This is a genomic window from Ruegeria sp. BHSB196 (assembly GCF_059613135.1).
The window spans coordinates 24,828-45,617 of sequence record NZ_JBXWRY010000016.1 but is presented as its reverse complement, the minus strand read 5'-3'; the positions used below and the strand labels follow the sequence as shown (position 1 = coordinate 45,617).

The window sequence follows — 20,790 nt, the reverse complement described above, 5'->3', positions numbered from 1 at the left end:
CACCTTTGCCATGCATGGGAGGGAACCGGATGAGCGGAAACGCCGCGCTGTATTTCGTGGATCGCCATGTCGCGGAGGGAAACGGCAATCGCCCCGCCTTTCGAGAGGCGGCAGGCCAAAAGCGCCGGATGACCTATGCCGAGCTGGCCGACGCATCGGCCCGCGTTGCGGGTGCCTTGTCTCGGGCAGGCATACCGCGCGAGGCGCGCGCCGCCATGCTGGTTCTGGATCAGATCGAGTTTCCGCAGATCTTCTGGGGTTGCCTGAAAGCCGGTGTCATTCCTGTTCCGCTCAACACCTTGCTGGCGACGCCGGTCTATGACGTGATCCTGAACGACAGCCGCGCGGCGTGCCTGTTCGTGTCCGAGGAACTCTGGCCAGTGGTTCGCGACGCCGCCCGGGCCTCACCGCATCTGGCGAAGGTCGTCGTTATCGGGTCGGCGCCGGACGGCACGCAGAGTTTCGACGATTTCATGGCCGATGCCGTTCCCGCCGAACCGGTGCCGGCCTCGGACGACGATACGGCCTTCTGGCTGTACTCGTCCGGTTCGACGGGCCAGCCCAAGGGCGTGCGTCACGTGCACGGAAGCCTCCGGGCCACCGCCGATACCTATGGCGCGCAGGTCTTGCAGATCGAACCTGACGATGTGGTGTTCTCGGCCGCAAAGCTGTTCTTTGCCTATGGCCTGGGAAACGCCATGACGTTTCCCATGTCCGTGGGTGCCGAAACCGTTCTGTTCAACGGTCGGCCGACCCCCGACAGCACGATCGACATCATCGCCGCCGAAAAACCGACGGTGTTTTGCGGCGTGCCGACCCTCTATGCCGCCACGGTGGCGCAGCTCGAGCAGCAGGGTGTGCCGGATGTGACGCTCCGCCGCTGCATCTCGGCCGGTGAAGCCCTGCCCGAGGACATCGGACGCGCCTGGCAGCGCCTTTGGGGCGTGGACATCCTGGATGGTGTGGGATCGACCGAGATGCTGCACATCTTTCTGTCGAACGCGCCGGGGGATGTCCAATACGGCACGTCCGGCCGGCCCGTGCCGGGCTATGAAGTGCGGTTGGTCGATGAGAATGGCACGGATGTGGGCGTCGGCGGGCTGGGCGAACTGCTGGTGCGCGGTGCCTCTGCGGCGGATGGGTACTGGAACAAACGAGACAAGAGCCGCGCCACCTTCGAGGGCGAATGGACCCGAACCGGCGACAAGTACGAACTGACTCCGGAAGGGCGCTATGTCTATTGCGGGCGCACCGACGACATGTTCAAGGTCTCGGGAATCTGGGTGTCGCCCTTCGAGGTCGAACAGGCGCTGATCTCGCACCCGGCGGTGCTCGAAGCCGCGGTGGTCGCGGCGCGCGACGGCGATGGCCTGGAAAAGCCCAAGGCCTATATCGTTCTGAAACAGCCCGCCACCGACGGGTTGCCGGACGAATTGAAGCAATTCGTCAAGCAGAAGGTCGGTCGCTGGAAGTACCCCCGCTGGATCGACTTTGTCGAAGATCTGCCCAAGACCGCCACCGGCAAGATCCAGCGCTTCAAGCTGAGGGAGGAGGCGTGATGTTGGAATGGTCCCGAACGCCGGAACGGCCCATGAACGCCAACGGAATTTCTCTGGAATACGCCTGTTTCGGACCGCCGCCGTCAGAGGCTCCGACCATCGTGCTGCTGCACGAGGGGCTGGGATGCGTGGCCCGGTGGCGCGATTTCCCCGAACTTCTGTCGCAGCGCACCGGGCTGGGTGTTCTGGCCTATTCGCGGCAGGGTTATGGCCAATCGGACCCGGTCGCGTTGCCGCGTCCGACCGACTTCATGACGCGTGAGGCTCTGGATGTGTTGCCGCATGTGCTGGACCAGGCCGGAGTCGGTCGATGCATCCTGTTCGGGCATTCCGACGGGGCGACCATCGCGGCGATCTATGCCGGCAGCGTTGCGGATCACCGTGTGCGCGGTCTGATCCTTGCGGCACCGCATTTCTTCACCGAAGAGATGGGGCTGGCCGAAATCGGCCGGGCGCGCGAGGCGTACGGAACGACCGACCTGAAGGATCGGATGGCAAAGTACCATCGCGACCCGGACGGCGCGTTTCGCGGGTGGAGCGACGTGTGGCTGACGCCCGAGTTCCGCAAATGGAACGTGGCCGAAGTCATCGACTACATCCGTGTGCCGATCCTTGCCATTCAGGGGCGCGATGACCAATACGGAACGCTGGCACAGATCGACGAGATCGTGACCCGCGCCTATTGTCCGGTTGACACGGCGATCCTGGACTGCCGCCATGCTCCGCATCAGGAAGTGCGCGACGCGACCCTGGACGCGGTTTCCGACTACTGCGCCCGCCTGATGCGGATCGAGGCCGCGCAGGGCGTTCCGGCCTGATCGTGGACCGCGGCCTTCCCATAATCGCCTATGTTCCGGGTCGCACCGCCCGGCCGCCCGAGGAGGCTTTCGCGTCGGTTTGTGCCTCTGTCTCGCCCGGCATGAGCGTTGATGAGATCGCAAACTCCGCGGCCTGGCGCATGGGTTGGACCCTGTTCGAGCGGGGGTTCTTCTGGGAGGCGCACGAGGTTTGGGAACCGGTCTGGATGAACCTGCCTCCGAATTCGATCGAACGGACCTTCGCTCAGGGATGTATCCAACTTGCGAATGCCTGCCTCAAGATCCGCATGGGACGCCCCAAGGCGGCGCTGCGATTGTGCGTGGCGGCGCGCGAAGCCTTTGACGCCTGCCGCGATCAGTCCACGGTCCTCGGCCGCGAGGTCGCGCCCGCGCGTGCCCGATTGGAGAGGGCATTCTTGGAGTTGAGGGATGTGCAATATAATGCTAGCACGACATGAAATTCTTTGGAGATTCTGGTCAGTTTCTGGCAACCTCATGAATTACAACGATAGAAATATGCATTATTATGCCAAAATGGCATTGCCAGAACATGTAATTCGCACTAAAGTACAGTCTGCTGAACGTTTGAGGAGCCCGGAATGACCCAGCGCATCGACTTTCAGACCGATCCCTCGAAATACCGCCATTGGCGCGTCGAATATGATGGTGAGATCGCCAATCTGATCATGGATGTGGATGAACAGGGCGGGCTGTTTCCAGGCTATGAGCTGAAGCTGAATTCCTACGATCTGGGCGTGGATATCGAGCTTGCGGATATCGTGCAGCGGATGCGGTTCGAGCACCCCGAAGTGAAAGTCGTGGTGATGCAGTCAGGCAAGGACAGGGTGTTCTGCGCGGGCGCAAATATCCGGATGCTGGGCGGCGCGAGCCATGCGCACAAGGTGAATTTCTGCAAGTTCACCAATGAAACACGCAACACATACGAGGCGGCCGAGGAGGACTCGGGGCAGAAATACATCGCTTCCGTCAAGGGATCCTGCGCAGGGGGCGGTTATGAGCTGGCGCTGGCCTGCAACTACATCATGCTGACCAATGACAGCACGTCGTCGGTCGCCTTGCCCGAGGTGCCCTTGCTTGCGGTGCTCCCCGGCACCGGCGGGCTGACCCGCGTCACCGACAAGCGCAAGGTGCGACGTGATCTGGCAGATGTCTTCTGTTCGGTCGAGGAAGGTGTGCGCGGTCAGCGCGCCGTGGACTGGCGGCTGGTCGATGAGGTCGTTCCGAACTCCAGATTCGACGAGATCGTGCAAGAACGCGCCCGCGAATTCGCTGCGGCGTCCCGAAAACCTTCGGGACTGAAGGGAATAGAGCTGACGCCCCTGAACCGCAGTTTCGGCGAAGATGGCTCGGTCACGTATTCCACTGTCGAAGTGTCGGTGGACCGCGCGGCCGGCCGGGCGGCGATCACGGTGAAAGGCCCCGAGGAGGATGCGCCGGCCGATACCGACGCCTTGCAGGCTCTGGGCGCGGACGGCTGGATGCTGCGCGCGGCGCGGGAGCTGGACGACGCGATTCTGCATCTGCGCCTGAACGAACGGGAATTGGGGTTGATCGCATTCCAGACCCAAGGCGATCCGGCCCGTGTTCTGGCGCATGAAGCCCTGCTGCTGGACAATTCCGAAAACTGGCTGGCGAACGAAATCCTGAAATACTGGAAAAGGGTCTTGAAACGGATCGACATGACCTCGCGCAGCCTTGTGGCGATCGTCGAACACGGCTCTTGTTTCGCCGGTGTTCTGGCCGAGCTGCTCTGGGCCGTGGACCGCTCCTACATGATGCTCGAAGAATTCGAAGGCGACAATCGCCCGCTGGCCACCGTCACGCTGAGCGCCAGCAACTTCGGCACCTATCCGATGGGCAACGACCTGTCGCGCCTGGCCACCCGGTTTTGGGGGGAACCTGAGGCCGTTGAGACCCTGAAGGCCCATATCGGCGAGCCGCTGGAGGCCGCCGAGGCCGAGGAACTGGGCCTTGTGACCTATGCGCTCGACGATATCGACTGGGAGGACGAGGTGCGCGTGTTCCTGGAAGAACGCGCCAGCTTCTCGCCCGATGCGATGACCGGAATGGAGGCCAATCTGCGCTTTGCCGGGCCGGAAACCATGGAGACCCGCATCTTCGGGCGCCTGACCGCCTGGCAGAACTGGATCTTCCAGCGCCCCAACGCGGTCGGACCCGAAGGGGCCTTGCAGCGATACGGCACCGGGCTACGCGGCGAATACGACATGGAACGTGTGTAAGGGGCCTGGGCCTCTAGCGGAGGAAAGAGATGCTTGATCTGATCAATGTGAGTTACGACACCCAAATCCCGAACAACGTGGGGCTGAGCCAGGACAAGAAGGTGCTCAAGGCGCTGGAAAAATGGCACCCCGGTTACATCAACTGGTGGAACGACCTGATTCCGCGGGATTTCCAGGAGTCGCTCGTCTATCTGCGCACCGCCGTCAGCGTCGATCCCAAGGGATGGGCCAAGTTCGACTATGTGAAGATGCCGGAATACCGCTGGGGCGTCCTGCTGGCTCCGCAAGTCGAGGACAGGGTCATTCCCTGCGGAGAGCACAAGGGCGAACCGGCCTGGCAGGAGGTGCCGGGCGAATACCGGAACATGCTGAAACGCCTGATCGTCATTCAAGGCGACACCGAACCGGCTTCGGTCGAACAGCAGCGGTTGCTGGCCCTGACCGCCCCCTCGCTTTACGACATGCGCAACCTGTTTCAGGTGAACGTCGAAGAGGGCCGGCACCTGTGGGCCATGGTCTATCTTCTGCACAAGTATTTCGGCCGCGACGGGCGGGAAGAAGCCGACGACCTGCTGCGCCGCCAATCGGGGTCGGAAGAGGCTCCGCGGATGCTGGGTGCGTTCAACGAGGAAACGCCGGATTGGCTCTCTTTCTTCATGTTCACCTATTTCACCGACCGGGACGGCAAGATGCAGTTGGAATCGCTGGCGCAGTCCGGCTTCGACCCGCTCAGCCGCACCTGTCGCTTCATGCTGACCGAGGAAGCGCATCATATGTTCGTCGGCGAAACCGGCGTCGGCCGCATCGTTCAGCGCACCTGCGAGGTGATGAAGGAAAACGGCATCGACGATCCGTATGACGTGGGCCGGATCCGCGACCTGGGCGTGATCGACCTGCCGACGATCCAGAAGAAACTGAACCTGCATTACACGCTGTCGCTGGACCTGTTCGGTCAGGAAGTCTCGACCAATGCCGCCAATGCCTTCAACGCCGGCATCAAGGGCCGGTACATGGAGAACCGGCTGACCGACGATCATCGGTTGCAGGGCGACACCTACACCGTCTGGGATCTGGATGACGGCAAGGCCGTCCAAAAGGAGGTTCCGGCGCTGACCGCGATCAACATGCGCCTGCGCGACGACTATACCAAGGACGCCGCGGGCGGCGTCGGACGGTGGAACAAGATCATCGAGAAATGCGAGGTGGAGTTCGAACTCAAGCTGCCGCATGAAGCGTTCAACCGCAAGATCGGGGTCTTTGCCGACAAGCTGTTCGATCCGTCCGGCAAGCTTGTCAGTGGTGCGGAATACGACAAGGGCTTGCCGGAATGGCTGCCGACCCATGCCGACGGCGATTTCATACAGTCTCTGATGAAACCTTGCTACGAACCGGGTCAATACGCCCGCTGGATCGCCCCGCCCAAGGTGGGCATCGACAACAAACCGGGCGATTTCGAATACGTGAAACTGCACATGGCATAGCACGCAAATCCGGGCCGGGCGCCGCAAACGGTAATAATTCGTGACGATAACCGGATTGACGGACTCACCTTTTGTCCTGTTTTTTGGACCCGGCTTGTTCAGATTGGGGAGACCCGCAATGCAGATCAACCGCTCAAAGGCAGAGACACCGAAACTCGAAGCCCTTGCCGGTCAGGTATCCGCGCTGCAAGGCCCCTGTGTCGGCTGTTCCAACTGTGTCGGTCTTTGCGAGGCACTGATCGACACGCTGGTTCTGCCTGACGTGATCCTGTCCAAGAAACGCGAGAGTTCATGAACCAGCCGCTCAAGCAGCACCTCATCGACCCAGAAATCTGTATCCGTTGCTACACCTGCGAAATGACCTGCCCCGAGCAGGCCATCGAGCATGACGACATGAATGTGGTGGTGGATGCATCCAAGTGCAATTTCTGCATGGATTGCATTCCTGTCTGTCCGACCGGATCCATCGACAACTGGCGGGTCGTCAACGAGCCTTACTCGCTGGACGACCAGTACGGCTGGATGGAACTGCCCGAGCAGGAGGACATCGCCGGCGATGACAGCGGTCTGGAGGCGCTGGACGACTCCATCGCCGCCCTGCTGGCCGAAGCGCACAAGGGCGCCGGCGGCAAGGCGCGGGCACCGGACACGGCGTCGAAGCCGACCATCAACATGTATGGTCTTGGCAAGCCGGCCGAGGCCAAGGTCACGGGCAATTTCCGCCTCACAGCCGAGGACAGCGACAGCGATGTGCGCCATATCATCCTGGATTTCGGGTCTCTGCCGTTTCCGGTCTTGGAAGGGCAGAGCATCGGCATCATCCCGCCCGGAACGGATGAGAACGGGGAGCCTTTTCTGCCGCGCCTCTATTCCGTTTCGAGCCCCCGCGACGGCGAGCGCCCGAACTTCAACAACCTTTCGCTCACCGTGAAGCGCGAAGAAAAGGGCGTCTGTTCGAACTATGTCTGCGATCTGAAACCAGGCGATACCGTCAAGGTCACGGGGCCGTTCGGCGCGACCTTCCTGCTGCCGTCCGATCCGAATGCGCATCTTCTGATGATCTGTACCGGCACCGGCTCGGCCCCGTTCCGGGCCTTCACGATGCGGCGGCAACGTGAATACCCCAAGCTCAAAGGGTCGCTCACCTTGGTGTTCGGCGCCCGTCGCCCGCAGGAACTGCCGTATTTCGGCCCTCTCAAGAAAGTGCCGGAAGGCTTCATGGCGAAACACTTTGCCTTTTCAAGGCAGGAGGGCGAGCCCAAGCACTATGTCCAGGACAAGCTGCGGGAAAAGGCGGAACAGGTCGCTGCGGTACTCAAGAACCCGAATGGCCACATCTACATCTGCGGTCTCAAGGCGATGGAACAAGGGGTGGAAGAGGCCCTGAACGACATCGCCCGCGGCGTCGGGCTGGATTGGGCCGACCTGCGCGACAGGATGCGTGACGCGGGACGTTACCACGTCGAAACCTACTGAAACGCCAAAGGGCACGCTCAGGCGGCAATTTTGATTGCCCGCAGAGCCCTGCCGTCGTAATTTGTGCATTATTTCACATAATGCATGCGGGCAGTATGACGGAAATCACCAACTTCCGGGGCGAAAGCAGATCGCAGAGCGGTGCCGATCTGATCGAGGAGTCCGTTTCGTCGCTGATTGCCCGGGTCGGCGAACGTGTCCGCAAGGCGCGCGAAAGGCACGGTATCCCGCGGCGGGTGCTGTCGGAAGTCTCGGGCGTATCGCCCAGATATCTGGCGCAACTCGAAGCGGGCGAGGGGAACATCTCGATCGGACTTCTGCAGCGGGTGGCTGTCGCCCTGGATCACCGGATCGAATGGTTCGTCGGTGAGGACGACCCCTGGACCTCGGAGGCGTTGCGGGTGGCCGATCTGTTCCGGACGGCCAGCGCGGACGTGCAGCAGAGCGTTCTGCGCACGCTCAATCCGGAACCCGCCGAGGTGTTGCGGGCCAACCGGATCTGCCTGGTCGGACTGCGCGGCGCGGGCAAATCAACCTTGGGTGCGCTGCTGGGGGCGGAACTGGACGTGCCGTTCGTCGAACTGAACGAGAGGATCGAGGAACAGGCCGGTATGCCCGTGAGCGAAGTCATGGCGTTGTATGGGCAAGAGGGTTATCGCAAGCTCGAGGCACAGGCGGTCGATCGGATCATCGCGACCCATGACACGATGGTTCTGGCCGTGGCGGGCGGTATCGTGGCCGAGCCCGAGACCTACAACACCCTGCTTAGCCATTTTCACACGGTCTGGCTGCGGGCGTCGCCGGTCGAACACATGGAGCGGGTGCGCGCGCAGGGCGATGAACGCCCGATGGCAGGCAATCCCGAAGCGATGGAACAGCTCAAGTCGATCCTGACCAGCCGCGAGGCGCTCTATGCCAAGGCGCAGGCGCAACTGGACACGTCGGGCCAGACTGTCGAAACCTCGCTTTCACAGCTCATGACGCTGGTTCTCGAACGGGGATTCCTCAACTGAGGTCAGGTGCGGGTTACATTGGATCGCGCAGCCAGCCATCGGAAAAAACCACGCGGTCCATCCCGGCAAAGCGGCGCACACGCTCCAGCTCGGCTTCCAACCGCTGCGCCCGGCCCGCCGACCATTTCACCCGTCGTTCGGGCCAGAGCGCGCGGATGCGCAGTTCGCCGCAATCCCGATGCGCTTTCATGTCGATTCGGCCGATCAGCCGCTCGCCCTCCAACAACGGAAAGACGTAGTAGCCATAGGTTCGCTTGGCTTCCGGAACAAACACCTCGATCCGGTAATGAAACCCGAACAGCCGCTCGGCCCGGTTGCGGTCGCGCAGGGCGGGATCGAACGGGCTGAGCACCCGCATCCGGCCCGGCGCGGCGTCCAGGCGCGCGGCGGCCTCGCCAATATTGGGCCGGGCAAAGACCTTGCGCGCCCGACCGTCGGCGCAGTCGATTTCGATGGCCTCGATCCGGCCGCCAGCCAGCGCCTGATCGCACCAGCTCTTGGCTTCGTCCACCGTGACCGTATCCCAAAAGGCCGCCAACTCGCCGGAAGTTGCAAAGCCCAGCCGGTCCAACGCCGCGTTGCACAGCCAGTCCACGGTCGCGCCGCGGTCGCAGGGCGCCTTGCCCGGGCAAAGATGCGTCTCGATCACGCGTTCGGTCAGGTCATAGCGTTTCTGAAATCCGTCGCGCCCGATGACCGTCAAGGCGCCGGAGCGCCAGAGGTATTCCAGCGCGGTCTTGGACGGATGCCAGTCCCACCAGCCGCCGGAGCCCTTTCTTTCGTCCTTGCCGACATCCGACGAACTGACCGGGCCGTGATCGCGAACATGCTGCAGGACCGTTTCGAACCGCTTTTCGAACCCGTCGCGCCGCCAGTTCTTCCACCGCGCCTTCAGCAGTTCGGCATCGCGTTGGAACCTGAGATGCCAATGGCGATAGAACTCCATCGGGATGACGGCGGCATCATGCGTCCAGTGTTCGAACAACGCCCGGTCACGTTCGTAGAGCCGCTTGAGATTGTCGGTTCTGTAGGACGGCCGGCGTGCGTACAGGATCATGTCATGCGCCCGGGCGACCGTGTTGATGCTGTCGAGTTGAACGAAACCGAGGCGTTGGATCAGATCCAGCAAGTCGGTTCCCTTGGCAGGGCCGGCAGGCTGCTCGAGCAATGCGTGCCGGTCTAGGAAGAGCCTCCGCGCGGTGCGGTTGTCGAGCCGTTGGAGCGCCATCGGATCAGCGCCGCTTGAGCGTATCCCCATAGCTGATCTTGGGGGTCAGCGTGACGCGCGTTTCGATCTCGGCATCCGGGTTTTCCAGTTTCGCGGCGATGATCTCGGCCGCCTTGCGGCCGATCTCAAGACGGCAGGCATCCATCGTGGCCAGCTTGCGCGGCAACCCTTGCAGCAATTCCACGTTGTTAAACCCGGCCAGACCGATCTGGCCGGGAATGTCGATACCCTGATCCAGCAGGTAAAGCAGGCCGCCGGCTCCGATCATGTCATTGGAGTAATAGAGAAAATCCAGCTCGGGTGAGCGTTCCAGCATGGCCTGTGTCATTTCGCGCCCCTTGGCCAGCGCCGATCCGCCGGAATAGAACTCGCGGTCCTCGATCTCGACCCCGTTCTTGCCCAGAACTTCGGTGAAGCCCTCGAACCGTTTCCGCGCCCGATGGTCCAACGGCATCTTGGTGCCCATGAAACCGATATGGCGATAACCCGCTTTCAGGATCGCCTGCGCCATCTCGCGCCCGGCGCGGCGATGCGAAATGCCTACCATCGCATCGACCGGCTTGCCGTCGGTATCCATGATCTCGACCACCGGGATCCCGGCGGAATCCAGCATGGCCCGCGCCGCGTCGGTATGCTCTAGCCCCGCGATGATGACGCCGGAGGGGCGCCACGAGAGCATCTCGTACAGCACCTTCTCTTCCTTTTCCGGCAGATAGTCGGTGACGCCCACGACCGGCTGCAATTCGGTGCCTTCCAGAACCTGGTTGACGCCGGTCAGAACCTCGGGGAACACCATGTTCGACAGCGAAGGGATGATTACCGCCACCAGGTTCACCCGGTTCGACGCCAGAGCCCCGGCGATCTTGTTGGGGACGTAGCCCAGCTCTTTGGCGGCGGCCAGAACGCGGCTGCGCGTGGCGTCCGACACGTCCCCGCGATTGCGCAGCACCCGGCTGACCGTCATTTCCGATACACCTGAAGCCTCTGAGACATCGCGAAGGGTGAGTGGGCGTTTTGTTTCTGTAGTCACCGGAATACCTGCGCTGATTGTTTCGCCGGATGCTAGCGCGAACACGGGGATTGGTTCAACTGTTGTCAAAGGCGATGACAAGGTGGCAAAAGGCGGCTAGAGAAAGGCGGCGCGGCCCCGTGGCTCAACTGGATAGAGCAGCCCCCTCCTAAGGGGCAGGTTGCAGGTTCGAATCCTGCCGGGGTCGCCATTTGTCTCGGCAGGATCAAGTTCGTCGGCTCCTTCCTTGCGCTCCTCGTCCCAAGAGTGCTTGAGTGCCACATGACAAAACAGCGAAAGGCGGCGCAGCGTGTCTTGGCCATCCAATACCGGGATCAGCGACGAGAAACGGCGGCAATGGCGAGATCGGTACGGTGAAAGCGATGCCTTGGCGGGTATCGAAACCACCGACTCCTTCCAGCCGTTTTCGCAGATCAACGACATGTTCACCCGCGCCTTCTGGGACGACACGGTGCGCAGCGTGCGCACGGACGGGTTCTTTGCCAGCTACCGGATGAAGGCGGCATATCGAAAAGGCGACGGGTTCCGGCAAAAGGACTTTGCGCTGCGCAATGCGAGTTGGCTGATCTCGGACATCGTCAGCAACCGGAGTGCCGCCGACGGCCGGCGCGAAGGCTTCCAGGCGCCGATCGCCTATGACACGCCGGTTGCCGAAACCAAGGCCGACATCAACGCTCCCGACAGGATGAGCTCCGAGATCAAGCGGATCGCCCGGTTTTTCGGGGCCGATCTGGTCGGTATCACCGACATGGACGAACGATGGCTCTACTCGGCGCGGGTGGATGTGCGTGATTTCTCCGAGGCCGAGAACCGACTGCCCGACGGCCTTACCAGCGTCATTGTCCTGGGTCATCAGATGGATAAGGATCTGGTCGCCACCTACCCCTCGGCCCTGGCGGGGGCCGCGACCGGGCGGGAATATTCCCACGAAGCGGCCATCGTGATCCAGTTGGCCGCCTATATCCGCAATCTGGGCTACGAGGCCGTCGCGTCGATGAACGACACCGGGCTGGTAATTCCCTATGCGATCAAGGCCGGGTTGGGGGAATATGCCAGAAATCAGATGGTGATCACGCCGGAATTCGGCCCGCGCCTCAGGTTCTCCAAGATCTTCACCGACCTGCCGCTGTCTCACGATGCGCCGCGGCCGCTTGGGATACAGGCGTTTTGCGACATCTGCACCCAATGCGCCGATGCCTGTCCGGTCAAGGCTCTGCCCTATGGACCGAAAACGACGAGCGATCCGGATGACATTTCGGCGATTCAAGGCGTGCGGAAATGGACCTCGGACGCCCGGGCGTGTTTCGGGTACTGGGCAAAGCTGCAATCGGACTGCGCCATCTGCATGCGGGTTTGTCCGTTCAACCGTGACTTCAGCAAGCCCCGCCACCGCTGGTGGCTCGGATTGGCTCTGTCCCGGTTCCGGAAACTGGCGCTCTGGCTGGACAAGCGAGGGAATCGGGCAAAAAGGCTCAAGCCAAGGGACTGGTGGCGATCGGCCGGTGGCGCCTGACGGTTCAGGGCGCCGTTATTGGCGCGACGGTGCAATCCCGTGTCGCAAACAACATTGAGTGTCGCCGCCGCGCCGGGTGAATGTCAGGGCCAAGCCGCCACCTCAGCAAATGGAACTACGGAAAATGCTGCATCAAAAACCGGGTCTGATCGACGCCGTCCGCGCACGGTTCGCGCATGTGGACTCCTGCCCGTTTCAAGGCCCGCGGATCTTCTTTGAGAACGCGGGCGGCGCGTTGACGTTGAACGCGGTGGTCGAAACTTCGGCCAAATTCGCCGCGATCCCGGACAATCAGGGGCGGGACAATGCGGCGAGCCATGCGCTGGTCGATATCATCGACAAGTCCAAGGCGGATCTGGCCACGTTCATGAACGCTTCATCCGGGCAGTTCTTTGTTGGTGAAAGCGGGACTGAGCTGTTGTTCCGAATGATCCGCACCGCTTGCGTCAATGCGCCCGCGGGCAGCAAGGTGATCGGCAGTTCCATTGAGCACCCGGCCAGCCGAAGCGCCGCGCGCCGCTGGGCGGAGATTGCGGAACTGGACTATGTCAATGTGCCCCACGACGACGATACCGGCCTGGTCACCGCCGAGGATTACAGAATGTACCTGACGCCGGACGTGTCTGTGGCGACGATCCTGCATGCCTCCCCGGTGACGGGAATGGGGATGGACGTGGCCGGCATTGCCGCCGCGATCCGCGAGGTAGCGCCGGATTGCCTGATCATCGTGGACGGGATTCAGCACGCCGCGCATGGCCGGATTGACCTGGACAGCTATGGCGTCGATGGTTACGCGATCTCGCCCTACAAGGTGTTTTCGCGCCACGGGTACGGGGTTGCCTGGATCTCTGACCGGCTGACGGCGCTGCCTCATGACATGCTGATCGACGCGCCGGCCACGGGCTGGGAATTCGGTACGCGCGACACCGGCTCCTATGCCACGATGTCCGACGTGGTGGCCTATTTCGACTGGCTGGGCGGAGAAGTCTCCGACGAAACCGGACGCCGTGCGCGCATCGAGGCCGCGGGCCGCGCGATCCACGCCTACGAGACCCACCTGACCCGGGCGATGATCGACGGCACCGGCAACCTGCCCGGGCTGCGGGACATGGATCACGTCAGGATCCTTGCAGGCGCGGACAATCCGGCGCGCGAGGGGCTGGTTTCGGTCGTGGTCGATGGCGTGCCCTCGGCCGAAGTCGTGACGCGCCTGAACGCGCAGGGCATTCGCACGCATACCCGCAAGGCAGATCACTACAGCGGCAATGTTCTGGAACCGCTGGGCCTGAGCGACTGCATTCGGATATCGCTCTGCCACTACAACACTGAACACGAGGTGGCCCAACTGCTGGCCGCTCTCAAGGGCATCGCGGACTAGCGTCCGCCGCCGGGCGCAGATTTTGACCGGCGCCTCTTGCGCGCGCGATCAGGCTTGGCTACATCCCCCGCAGGGGTGATTAGCTCAGTTGGTAGAGCGCTTCGTTTACACCGAAGATGTCGGGAGTTCGAGTCTCTCATCACCCACCAGGCTTTGCGACGTGTTGCCGGCAGCGGCCTGGCCGTCTTGCCCCAAGGGTCAAATGCCGCACCGCCTTGAACCCAAAGGCTCACGCGTATAGGGAAAACCCTGCGCGCTCAGGGGAGGCTTTGATGCAGGACGATCCCAAAACTCTCGTTTCCACCGAATGGCTGGCCGCCCATCTCAAGGATCCCGACCTGCGGATTCTGGACGGTTCCTGGTACCTGCCGCAGCAGGGGAGAGATGCAAGGGCCGAATACGAGGCCGCACATATTCCCGGCGCGCGGTTCTTCGATATCGACGAGATTTCGGATCACCGGTCCGACCTGCCGCACATGGCGCCGCCGGTCGAGAAATTCATGTCGCGCCTGCGCGCCATGGGGGTTGGCGACGGTCATCAGGTCGTGGTGTATGACGGTGCCGGCCTGCAATCCGCCGCGCGCGTCTGGTGGCTGTTCCGCCTGATGGGACAGGACAACATCGCCGTCCTGGATGGCGGCTTGCCCAAATGGCAGGCCGAGGATCGACCGGTTGAGGATCTGCCGCCGGTCATCCGCGACCGTCACATGACGGTGCGTGTTCAGAATCATCTGGTGCGCGATGTCACGCAGGTGTCCGCCGCTGCCAAGCTGCGCGATCACGAGATCGTGGATGCCCGATCCGCCGGACGGTTTGCCGGAACCGAGCCCGAACCGCGCGAAGGCTTGCGGGCAGGTCATATCCCCGGCTCGCGCAACGTGCCGTATGGCACCCTTTTGAACAAGGACGGGACGATGAAGTCGCCCGAGGCGTGCCGCGCCGTGTTCGAGACGGCGGGCGTCGATCTGTCCATGCCCGTGATCACCACCTGCGGATCCGGCGTGACCGCAGCCATCCTCAGCCTTGCGCTGGAACGCATGGGCAAGAAAGATCATTCGCTGTATGACGGATCCTGGGCGGAATGGGGTGCGTTTCCGACTCTGCCCGTCGCAACCGGAGAGACGTGATGTTCGAGAATCTCAAGCCGCAGCCTGCCGACAAGATCCTGATGCTGATGCAGATGTTCCGCGACGATCCGCGGGATCAGAAGATCGATCTGGGTGTGGGTGTCTACAAGAACGCACAGGGCGTTACTCCGGTCATGCGCGCGGTCAAGGCCGCCGAACAGCGGATCTGGGAAGAGCAACAGACCAAAGCCTATACCGGGCTGGCCGGCGATCCGGCCTATGCCGACGTCATGATCGGCCTCATTCTCCGCAATGCCGTGCCGCGCGAAAACGTGGCGGCGGTGGCCACACCGGGCGGTACCGGCGCCTGTCGCCAGGCGTTCGAGATGATCCGAATGGCCAATCCCGATGCGCGCGTCTTCGTGTCGAACCCGACCTGGCCGAACCATTTGTCGATCCTGAACTATCTCGGCATCGAAACCGTTGCCTACCGGTACTTCGACGACGAAACCCGAGGCGTCGATTTTGACGGCATGATCGCGGATCTGCAGACCGCCAAGGCGGGCGATGTGGTCTTGTTGCACGGATGCTGCCACAATCCGACCGGAGCCAACCTGAACATGGTGCAGTGGCAGGAGGTGGTAAACCTGATCAACGATCAGGGTCTCGTCGCGATGATCGACATCGCCTATCAGGGATTTGGCGACGGTCTGGAGGAGGATGCGCAGGCGACCCGCCTTGTCGCGGCCTCGGTCAAGGAATGCCTGATCGCCGCGTCCTGTTCCAAGAATTTCGGCGTCTACCGTGAGCGCACGGGCCTTCTGATGGCAGTCAGCGCCGATGCCGGTCAGACCGCGCTGAACCAGGGCACGCTGGCGTTCCTCAATCGCCAGAACTATTCCTTCCCGCCCGATCACGGCGCACGGGTGGTTACGACGATCCTGATGGACGAGGCGCTGCGCGCCGACTGGGCGGCCGAACTGGAAGAAGTGCGTCTGTCGATGTTGGGACTGCGCAAGCAACTGGCGGACGAGTTGCAGCGGCTGAGCGGATCCGACCGGTTCGGATTCCTGGCCCAGCACCGCGGCATGTTCTCGCGTCTCGGTGCCGCGCCGGAACTGGTCGAGAAGCTGCGGGTTGACCACGGCATCTACATGGTCGGTGACAGCCGCATGAACATTGCCGGGCTGAACGCGGCGACTGTGCCGATCCTGGCACAGGCGATCGTGGACGTGGGCGTGTAACCGGGCGTCGCGCCGCGCTCGGATCACCCCGGGCGCGGCGGCGTGTCCACATAGCGCATGTCGCCATCGGCAACCGCAAATGGCGCGCCTCCGGCCGTCAGAACTGCGCGGTCCTTCATGTTCTTGAAGTCGAACATCGCATTCAGGACGACATCCGTGCGGCCCTGATATTCCTTGGGGCGATAGATGCAGATGCCCATTTCGTCGTCGAGGCGCACGTAGGTATAGCCGGCTTCACCCACGAGCTTTCCACCTGATGTGACGTAGCAGGTTGTTTCCGTCTCATAGCTGACGGTATGGGTCGAAAGATCCTTGAAATCGCCCGTGCCGGAATGGTGAACGCCGGTCCACTCCAGGCTGGTTCCGATGAGGGACTCGGGTGCTTTCGCCATGGCTCACCTCCGCTTTGCTTGGCCTGCGAGGGATATTAGCCACGACCCCGGTTTCATGCAAAACGCCCCGGAACTGGCCGGGGCGTTTTCAGTTTGCAGAGCGTTGGCTCAGCCTTTCGAGAACTCCGGATAGGCTTCCATGCCCAACTCGCCCATGTCGAGGCCGTTGATCTCTTCTTCCTCGCCGACCCGCAGGCCGACGGTGGCCTTGAGGATCGAGAACAGGATGAAGCTGACCACGAAGACGAAGATCCCGATGGCCGCGAAGCCGATGATCTGTGTCACGAAGGACGCGTCGCCATTGGTCCAGGCCACGATGAAGGTGCCCCAGAAGCCGGCGATCAGGTGAACCGGGATCGCGCCGACGACGTCGTCGATCCGCATCCGGTCAAGCATCGGTACCGCGAACACGACGATCACGCCCCCGATGCCCCCGATGATGAGCGACTGGAACAGCGACGGGGCCAGAGGTTCGGCGGTGATCGAAACCAGACCGGCCAGCGCGCCGTTCAGGACCATGGTCAGGTCCACCTTGCCGAACAAGACCTGCGTCAGGATCAGCGCGGCAACGGCTCCGGCGGCCGCAGCCATGTTGGTGTTGGCGAAGATACGGCTGATGTCGGCGATGTCCCCGATGGTGCCCATCGCCAGCTGCGAACCGCCGTTGAAGCCGAACCAGCCCAGCCACAGGATGAACGTGCCGAGAGTGGCAAGCGCCAGGTTCGAGCCGGGGATCGGAACGACCTTGCCATCCTTGTTGTACTTGCCGATACGCGGGCCCAGCACGATGGCGCCGGCCAGTGCCGCGAATCCACCTGCGGCGTGCACCAGCGTCGATCCGGCGAAATCGCTGAAGCCCATCTCGGACAGCCAGCCACCGCCCCACTGCCACGAGGCTTCGATCGGGTAGATGACGCCGGTCAGGACGATCACGAAGATGAAGAAGGGCCACAGCTTGATGCGTTCGGCCACGGTGCCCGAAACGATCGACGCGGTGGTGGCACAGAACATCAGCTGGAAGAAGAAGTCCGAGCCGACGGATGCATAGGACAGATCGGTTTCGACACCATCCAGGCCGACCGGCTCAAGCGCCGTGGGCGAAAACGCACCCAGGAAACCGGTGATTGTCCAGCCATCACCCGGATACATCAGGTTGAAGCCGACCAGCCAATACATGATGGCGGCAAAGGAAAACAGGCCCATGTTCTTGATCAGCTGCATGGCGACGTTCTTGGAGCGCACGAGTCCGGCCTCGAGCATGGCAAAGCCCGCGGCCATCCAGAACACCAGGAAACCGCCGACCAGGAACAGCAGCGAGGTCAGGATGTATTGCGTGTGCTGCGCGGTTTCGCCTGTGGCGGCGGCCTCTTGCGCAAGGCCCATCTGCGGCAGCGCGACAATCGCGGCAGCAGGGATAACAGATTTCATCAGGTTCATTGTCAGTCCTCGAATGATTGTGAGTGAGGCGCTCAAAGCGCGTCCTCGTTGGTTTCCCCGGTCCGCACGCGCAGAGCCTGCTCGACATCGAGGACAAAGATCTTGCCATCGCCGATCTTGCCGGTCTTGGCGGTGGACGAGATGGTTTCGATGATCTGATCGACCATGGTGGCCGGCACCACGATCTCGAGCTTGACCTTGGGCACGAAATTCACGGCATATTCCGCGCCGCGGTAGATTTCGGTGTGTCCGGACTGCGAGCCGAAGCCCTTGATCTCGGTCACCATCATGCCGCGCACGCCCGCCTGGGTGAGCGCCTCGCGCACCTCTTCGAGCTTGAACGGCTTGATTGTCGCTATGATCAGTTTCACGTCGTTCCCCTTCACTGTGCCGGCCCACCCGGCATTTTGCACCTGCAGAAAAACCGTCAATCGGCTGAAACGGAACGGGGAAGCCGCGGTTGCTGCGTCAAAACGCCACCAAGTTGCACAATGTTTGGGCAGAAATCCAATTTTGGCGAAAAAACAGGCAGATTTGAGAGCGGTGCGATGCCAAATTCACACCTCAACATGGGCGCTCGGGCAGGGTATGGTCTCGCGAAAGAACAGATCGGGCAGAGTCGACGAATGACTGAATCCAAACGCCGCAGACCACCCTTGGTGGCGGACAAGCGATACCCGTCTGCGGGAAAGGGAAGGGCGTCGTCAAAGGCGGGGCGGAAATCCTTGGTCAAAAAGGCGGGCACGAAAAAAGGCGCACCCAGAAAGGCGGCGCGACGAACCGCGCGCCGAACATCCCGCGGTTCGGGCGGCATTCTGGGTTTCTTCAGACGCTTTTTCGGCTGGGTCTTTCGCCTGATCTGGGGCTTCACCTGGCGCGTCGGAATGATCGTGGTTCTGCTGATCGCGGTGGCGGTCGGCTATGTCTACACGACCTTGCCCGAAGCCAATACCTTGCTCGACGGGCGCGCACGCGGCTCGGTCACGCTGCTGGATCGGGACGGCAAGGTGTTTGCCTGGCGCGGCGACCAGTTCGGCGGGGTCATCACCGCCGATACCGTATCACCACATCTGAAGAATGCGGTCATCGCGACCGAGGACAAGCGCTTCTATCGCCATTTCGGGATCAGCCCGCGTGGCATCGCCAGCGCGGTACGCATCAACCTGAGCGAAGGGCGCGGGCCTTTGTCCGGGCATGGCGGCTCGACGATCACCCAGCAGACCGCCAAACTTCTCTGCCTGGGCGTTCCCTACGATCCCGGCGCATGGGAGTCCGAAGCCGCATATGAGGCCGATTGCCGGCAAGGCTCGCTCTGGCGCAAGGTCAAGGAAGCGATCTATGCCATGGCGATGGAGGCCAAGTATTCCAAGGACGAGATCCTTACCATCTATCTGAACCGGGCGTTTCTGGGCGCCGGCGCGCGTGGCTTCGAAGCGGCAAGCCAGCGGTACTTCGGTATCTCGGCTGCCGAAGTCAGCCCGGCCGAGGCGGCGATGTTGGCCGGTCTGCTGGTGGCTCCGACACGCTATGCGCCGACCAACAACCTGAAACGATCCCAGGACCGGGCGCGGCTGATCGTCGGGCTCATGGAGGATCAGGGGTACCTGAACGGGACCGAAGCGGACTGGGCGCGCGACAATCCGGCCGAACTCTCCGAGGCCGCCGCGGCCCGCGCCGGGGGGTATTTCGCGGATTGGGTCATGGCCAGCGGGCCGGAATACTTCACCCGCAACACGACCGAAGACGTGGTCATCCGGACGACGCTGGATCAGCGCATCCAGACTTCGGCGGAAGAGGCACTGAAGTTCATCTTTCAGGAAAAGGTCAAGGAAGGGTCCGAGGCGCAGGCGGCGATCGTGGTCATGTCCGCGGACGGGGCCGTGCGCGCGATGGTCGGCGGACGCAAGACCAAGGTGTCCGGCGCGTTCAACCGTGCGACACAAGCGCTGCGTCAGACCGGGTCATCGTTCAAGCCTTTCGTCTATGCTGCGGCGCTCGAGCTCGGATACTCGCCGCTGGATATCGTGGTGGACGAACCCTATTGCATCGATATTCCCGGATCGGGCCGTTGGTGCCCCAAGAACTACACCAACAAGCACTATGGCCGCGTGACGCTCGCCGACGCGCTGAAGAACTCGCTGAACGTGCCCGCGGTCAAGGTCGCCGAAGTGGCGGGGCTTGAGAACGTCCGGCAGGTTGCCAGTGAATTCGGGATCGAAAGCGATCTGGCGGCCGGGCCGGCCCTGGCTTTGGGCGCATCGGAAAGCACGCTGATCGAAATGACCGGCGCCTATGCCGGCATCCTGAACGGGGGGTCGTCGGTCGAGCCCTACGGGCTGACGGAACTCAAGCTCATGGGTGACGAGCAGCCGGTGATGACGACGACCAGCGGAGTCGGAGAAAGGGTGATCCGCGAGGACGCGGCGCGGCAATTGATCTGGATGATGGAAAAAGTCGTGTCCGAAGGGTCGGGCGGCAGGGCCGCACTTCCGGGCTGGCAGGTGGCCGGCAAGACCGGCACCACGCAGGCGGCGCGCGATGCCTGGTTCATCGGGTTCACGGCGGATTACGTGACCGGCGTCTGGATGGGATATGACGACAACACGCCGCTTTCAGGGGTGACGGGCGGCGGTTTGCCCGCCGAAATCTGGCACGAAACGATGCTGCGCGTGACCGAGGGCATGACACCCACACCCTTGCCGATGATGGCGCCGCCTCAACCTACACGCACCGAGCAGCCGAAGCGACAGAGAAAACCGAACACCGGAATCGGGGCGGCGGTGGACAAGCTGTTCCGCGACCTCTTCAGCCGGAATTGAACCGACCGCGGACCGCGGCAACCGCAGGCGCAGGTCACACCTTGTCCGGCGACCTGAACGGCTGAGCCGTTAGT

At 62.5% G+C, this 20,790-nt stretch carries 18 protein-coding genes and 2 tRNA genes; 15 read left to right on the top strand and 5 right to left on the bottom strand.

Annotated elements, in window-relative coordinates:
- Positions 1–29 precede the first annotated feature (29 nt).
- From AC2FNJ_RS10000 to AC2FNJ_RS09965, 8 genes are all read left to right on the top strand, one after another.
- Positions 30–1,559 (top strand): benzoate-CoA ligase family protein, encoded by a 1,530-nt coding sequence (locus AC2FNJ_RS10000; protein ID WP_496764084.1) that lies wholly within the window; start codon positions 30–32, stop codon positions 1,557–1,559.
- The gene (locus tag AC2FNJ_RS09995) at positions 1,559–2,377 is read left to right on the top strand and encodes an alpha/beta fold hydrolase (RefSeq protein WP_496764083.1); all 819 of its coding nucleotides are present in this window, start codon (positions 1,559–1,561) and stop codon (positions 2,375–2,377) included. The genes AC2FNJ_RS10000 and AC2FNJ_RS09995 overlap by 1 nt, the downstream gene beginning before the upstream one ends.
- A 140-nt stretch (positions 2,378–2,517) precedes the next feature.
- A complete protein-coding gene (locus AC2FNJ_RS09990) occupies positions 2,518–2,835 on the top strand; it encodes a DUF309 domain-containing protein (RefSeq protein ID WP_496764082.1) in 318 nt (105 codons plus the stop codon).
- A 141-nt stretch (positions 2,836–2,976) separates the two neighbouring features.
- Positions 2,977–4,638, top strand: a complete 1,662-nt coding sequence (gene boxC, locus AC2FNJ_RS09985) for a 2,3-epoxybenzoyl-CoA dihydrolase (protein WP_496764081.1) — start codon at positions 2,977–2,979, stop codon at positions 4,636–4,638.
- 29 nt (positions 4,639–4,667) lie between these two features.
- Entirely contained in the window at positions 4,668–6,119 is a 1,452-nt protein-coding gene (gene boxB, locus AC2FNJ_RS09980; protein ID WP_496764080.1) for a benzoyl-CoA 2,3-epoxidase subunit BoxB, read from the top strand.
- A gap of 118 nt (positions 6,120–6,237) precedes the next feature.
- On the top strand, positions 6,238–6,414 hold the full coding sequence (locus AC2FNJ_RS09975; protein ID WP_496764079.1) for a hypothetical protein: 177 nt from the start codon (positions 6,238–6,240) through the stop codon (positions 6,412–6,414).
- Positions 6,411–7,595 carry a benzoyl-CoA 2,3-epoxidase subunit BoxA gene (gene boxA / locus AC2FNJ_RS09970; RefSeq protein WP_496764078.1) on the top strand — a complete coding sequence of 395 codons (1,185 nt, stop codon included), beginning with the start codon at positions 6,411–6,413 and terminating at the stop codon, positions 7,593–7,595. Before AC2FNJ_RS09975 ends, boxA begins: the two co-directional genes overlap by 4 nt.
- Positions 7,596–7,690: 95 nt before the next feature.
- Positions 7,691–8,608 (top strand): helix-turn-helix transcriptional regulator, encoded by a 918-nt coding sequence (locus AC2FNJ_RS09965; RefSeq protein ID WP_496764077.1) that lies wholly within the window; start codon positions 7,691–7,693, stop codon positions 8,606–8,608.
- 13 nt (positions 8,609–8,621) lie between these two features.
- On the opposite strand, the gene AC2FNJ_RS09960 is transcribed toward AC2FNJ_RS09965, so the two are convergent.
- Both AC2FNJ_RS09960 and AC2FNJ_RS09955 read right to left on the bottom strand, forming a co-directional pair.
- Positions 8,622–9,836 carry a winged helix-turn-helix domain-containing protein gene (locus AC2FNJ_RS09960; RefSeq protein ID WP_496764121.1) on the bottom strand — a complete coding sequence of 405 codons (1,215 nt, stop codon included), beginning with the start codon at positions 9,834–9,836 and terminating at the stop codon, positions 8,622–8,624.
- A 4-nt stretch (positions 9,837–9,840) separates the two neighbouring features.
- Positions 9,841–10,866, bottom strand: coding sequence for a LacI family DNA-binding transcriptional regulator (locus AC2FNJ_RS09955; RefSeq protein WP_496764076.1), 1,026 nt, complete (start codon positions 10,864–10,866; stop codon positions 9,841–9,843).
- Between the two features lie 113 nt (positions 10,867–10,979).
- Here AC2FNJ_RS09955 and AC2FNJ_RS09950 point away from each other — a divergent pair.
- From AC2FNJ_RS09950 to AC2FNJ_RS09925, 6 genes are all read left to right on the top strand, one after another.
- Positions 10,980–11,056, top strand: a tRNA-Arg gene (locus tag AC2FNJ_RS09950).
- Positions 11,057–11,155: 99 nt separating this feature from the next.
- Positions 11,156–12,379 carry a 4Fe-4S double cluster binding domain-containing protein gene (locus AC2FNJ_RS09945; protein WP_496764075.1) on the top strand — a complete coding sequence of 408 codons (1,224 nt, stop codon included), beginning with the start codon at positions 11,156–11,158 and terminating at the stop codon, positions 12,377–12,379.
- Between the two features lie 124 nt (positions 12,380–12,503).
- Positions 12,504–13,757 carry an aminotransferase class V-fold PLP-dependent enzyme gene (locus tag AC2FNJ_RS09940; RefSeq protein ID WP_496764074.1) on the top strand — a complete coding sequence of 418 codons (1,254 nt, stop codon included), beginning with the start codon at positions 12,504–12,506 and terminating at the stop codon, positions 13,755–13,757.
- Between the two features lie 73 nt (positions 13,758–13,830).
- A tRNA-Val gene (locus tag AC2FNJ_RS09935) sits at positions 13,831–13,906 on the top strand.
- Positions 13,907–14,029: 123 nt separating this feature from the next.
- Complete coding sequence (gene sseA / locus AC2FNJ_RS09930; protein ID WP_496764073.1) at positions 14,030–14,884, top strand: 3-mercaptopyruvate sulfurtransferase; 855 nt, start codon at positions 14,030–14,032, stop codon at positions 14,882–14,884.
- A complete protein-coding gene (locus AC2FNJ_RS09925; protein WP_496764072.1) occupies positions 14,884–16,068 on the top strand; it encodes an amino acid aminotransferase in 1,185 nt (394 codons plus the stop codon). Before sseA ends, AC2FNJ_RS09925 begins: the two co-directional genes overlap by 1 nt.
- A gap of 23 nt (positions 16,069–16,091) precedes the next feature.
- Here the strand turns inward: AC2FNJ_RS09925 and AC2FNJ_RS09920 are convergent, their stop codons facing one another.
- From AC2FNJ_RS09920 to AC2FNJ_RS09910, 3 genes are all read right to left on the bottom strand, one after another.
- Complete coding sequence (locus tag AC2FNJ_RS09920; protein WP_496764071.1) at positions 16,092–16,460, bottom strand: hypothetical protein; 369 nt, start codon at positions 16,458–16,460, stop codon at positions 16,092–16,094.
- Positions 16,461–16,568: 108 nt separating this feature from the next.
- Positions 16,569–17,897, bottom strand: coding sequence for an ammonium transporter (locus AC2FNJ_RS09915; protein ID WP_496764070.1), 1,329 nt, complete (start codon positions 17,895–17,897; stop codon positions 16,569–16,571).
- Between the two features lie 32 nt (positions 17,898–17,929).
- A complete protein-coding gene (locus tag AC2FNJ_RS09910; RefSeq protein ID WP_496764069.1) occupies positions 17,930–18,268 on the bottom strand; it encodes a P-II family nitrogen regulator in 339 nt (112 codons plus the stop codon).
- A 255-nt stretch (positions 18,269–18,523) separates the two neighbouring features.
- Between AC2FNJ_RS09910 and AC2FNJ_RS09905 the strand changes: the two genes are divergently transcribed.
- Positions 18,524–20,716: a transglycosylase domain-containing protein gene (locus tag AC2FNJ_RS09905; RefSeq protein ID WP_496764068.1), complete on the top strand. Its 2,193-nt coding sequence runs from the start codon at positions 18,524–18,526 to the stop codon at positions 20,714–20,716.
- Positions 20,717–20,790 lie beyond the last annotated feature (74 nt).

What these genes read in the sequence shown, in the direction of transcription:
- AC2FNJ_RS10000 (WP_496764084.1), top strand. Translation starts at nt 30, where the DNA reads ATGAGCGGAAACGCCGCGCTGTATTTCGTGGATCGCCATGTCGCGGAG.
- AC2FNJ_RS09995 (WP_496764083.1), top strand. Translation starts at nt 1,559, where the DNA reads ATGTTGGAATGGTCCCGAACGCCGGAACGGCCCATGAACGCCAACGGA.
- AC2FNJ_RS09990 (WP_496764082.1), top strand. Translation starts at nt 2,518, where the DNA reads ATGGGTTGGACCCTGTTCGAGCGGGGGTTCTTCTGGGAGGCGCACGAG.
- boxC (WP_496764081.1), top strand. Translation starts at nt 2,977, where the DNA reads ATGACCCAGCGCATCGACTTTCAGACCGATCCCTCGAAATACCGCCAT.
- boxB (WP_496764080.1), top strand. Translation starts at nt 4,668, where the DNA reads ATGCTTGATCTGATCAATGTGAGTTACGACACCCAAATCCCGAACAAC.
- AC2FNJ_RS09975 (WP_496764079.1), top strand. Translation starts at nt 6,238, where the DNA reads ATGCAGATCAACCGCTCAAAGGCAGAGACACCGAAACTCGAAGCCCTT.
- boxA (WP_496764078.1), top strand. Translation starts at nt 6,411, where the DNA reads ATGAACCAGCCGCTCAAGCAGCACCTCATCGACCCAGAAATCTGTATC.
- AC2FNJ_RS09965 (WP_496764077.1), top strand. Translation starts at nt 7,691, where the DNA reads ATGACGGAAATCACCAACTTCCGGGGCGAAAGCAGATCGCAGAGCGGT.
- AC2FNJ_RS09960 (WP_496764121.1), bottom strand. Translation starts at nt 9,836, where the DNA reads ATGGCGCTCCAACGGCTCGACAACCGCACCGCGCGGAGGCTCTTCCTA.
- AC2FNJ_RS09940 (WP_496764074.1), top strand. Translation starts at nt 12,504, where the DNA reads ATGCTGCATCAAAAACCGGGTCTGATCGACGCCGTCCGCGCACGGTTC.
- sseA (WP_496764073.1), top strand. Translation starts at nt 14,030, where the DNA reads ATGCAGGACGATCCCAAAACTCTCGTTTCCACCGAATGGCTGGCCGCC.
- AC2FNJ_RS09925 (WP_496764072.1), top strand. Translation starts at nt 14,884, where the DNA reads ATGTTCGAGAATCTCAAGCCGCAGCCTGCCGACAAGATCCTGATGCTG.
- AC2FNJ_RS09920 (WP_496764071.1), bottom strand. Translation starts at nt 16,460, where the DNA reads ATGGCGAAAGCACCCGAGTCCCTCATCGGAACCAGCCTGGAGTGGACC.
- AC2FNJ_RS09915 (WP_496764070.1), bottom strand. Translation starts at nt 17,897, where the DNA reads ATGAACCTGATGAAATCTGTTATCCCTGCTGCCGCGATTGTCGCGCTG.
- AC2FNJ_RS09905 (WP_496764068.1), top strand. Translation starts at nt 18,524, where the DNA reads ATGACTGAATCCAAACGCCGCAGACCACCCTTGGTGGCGGACAAGCGA.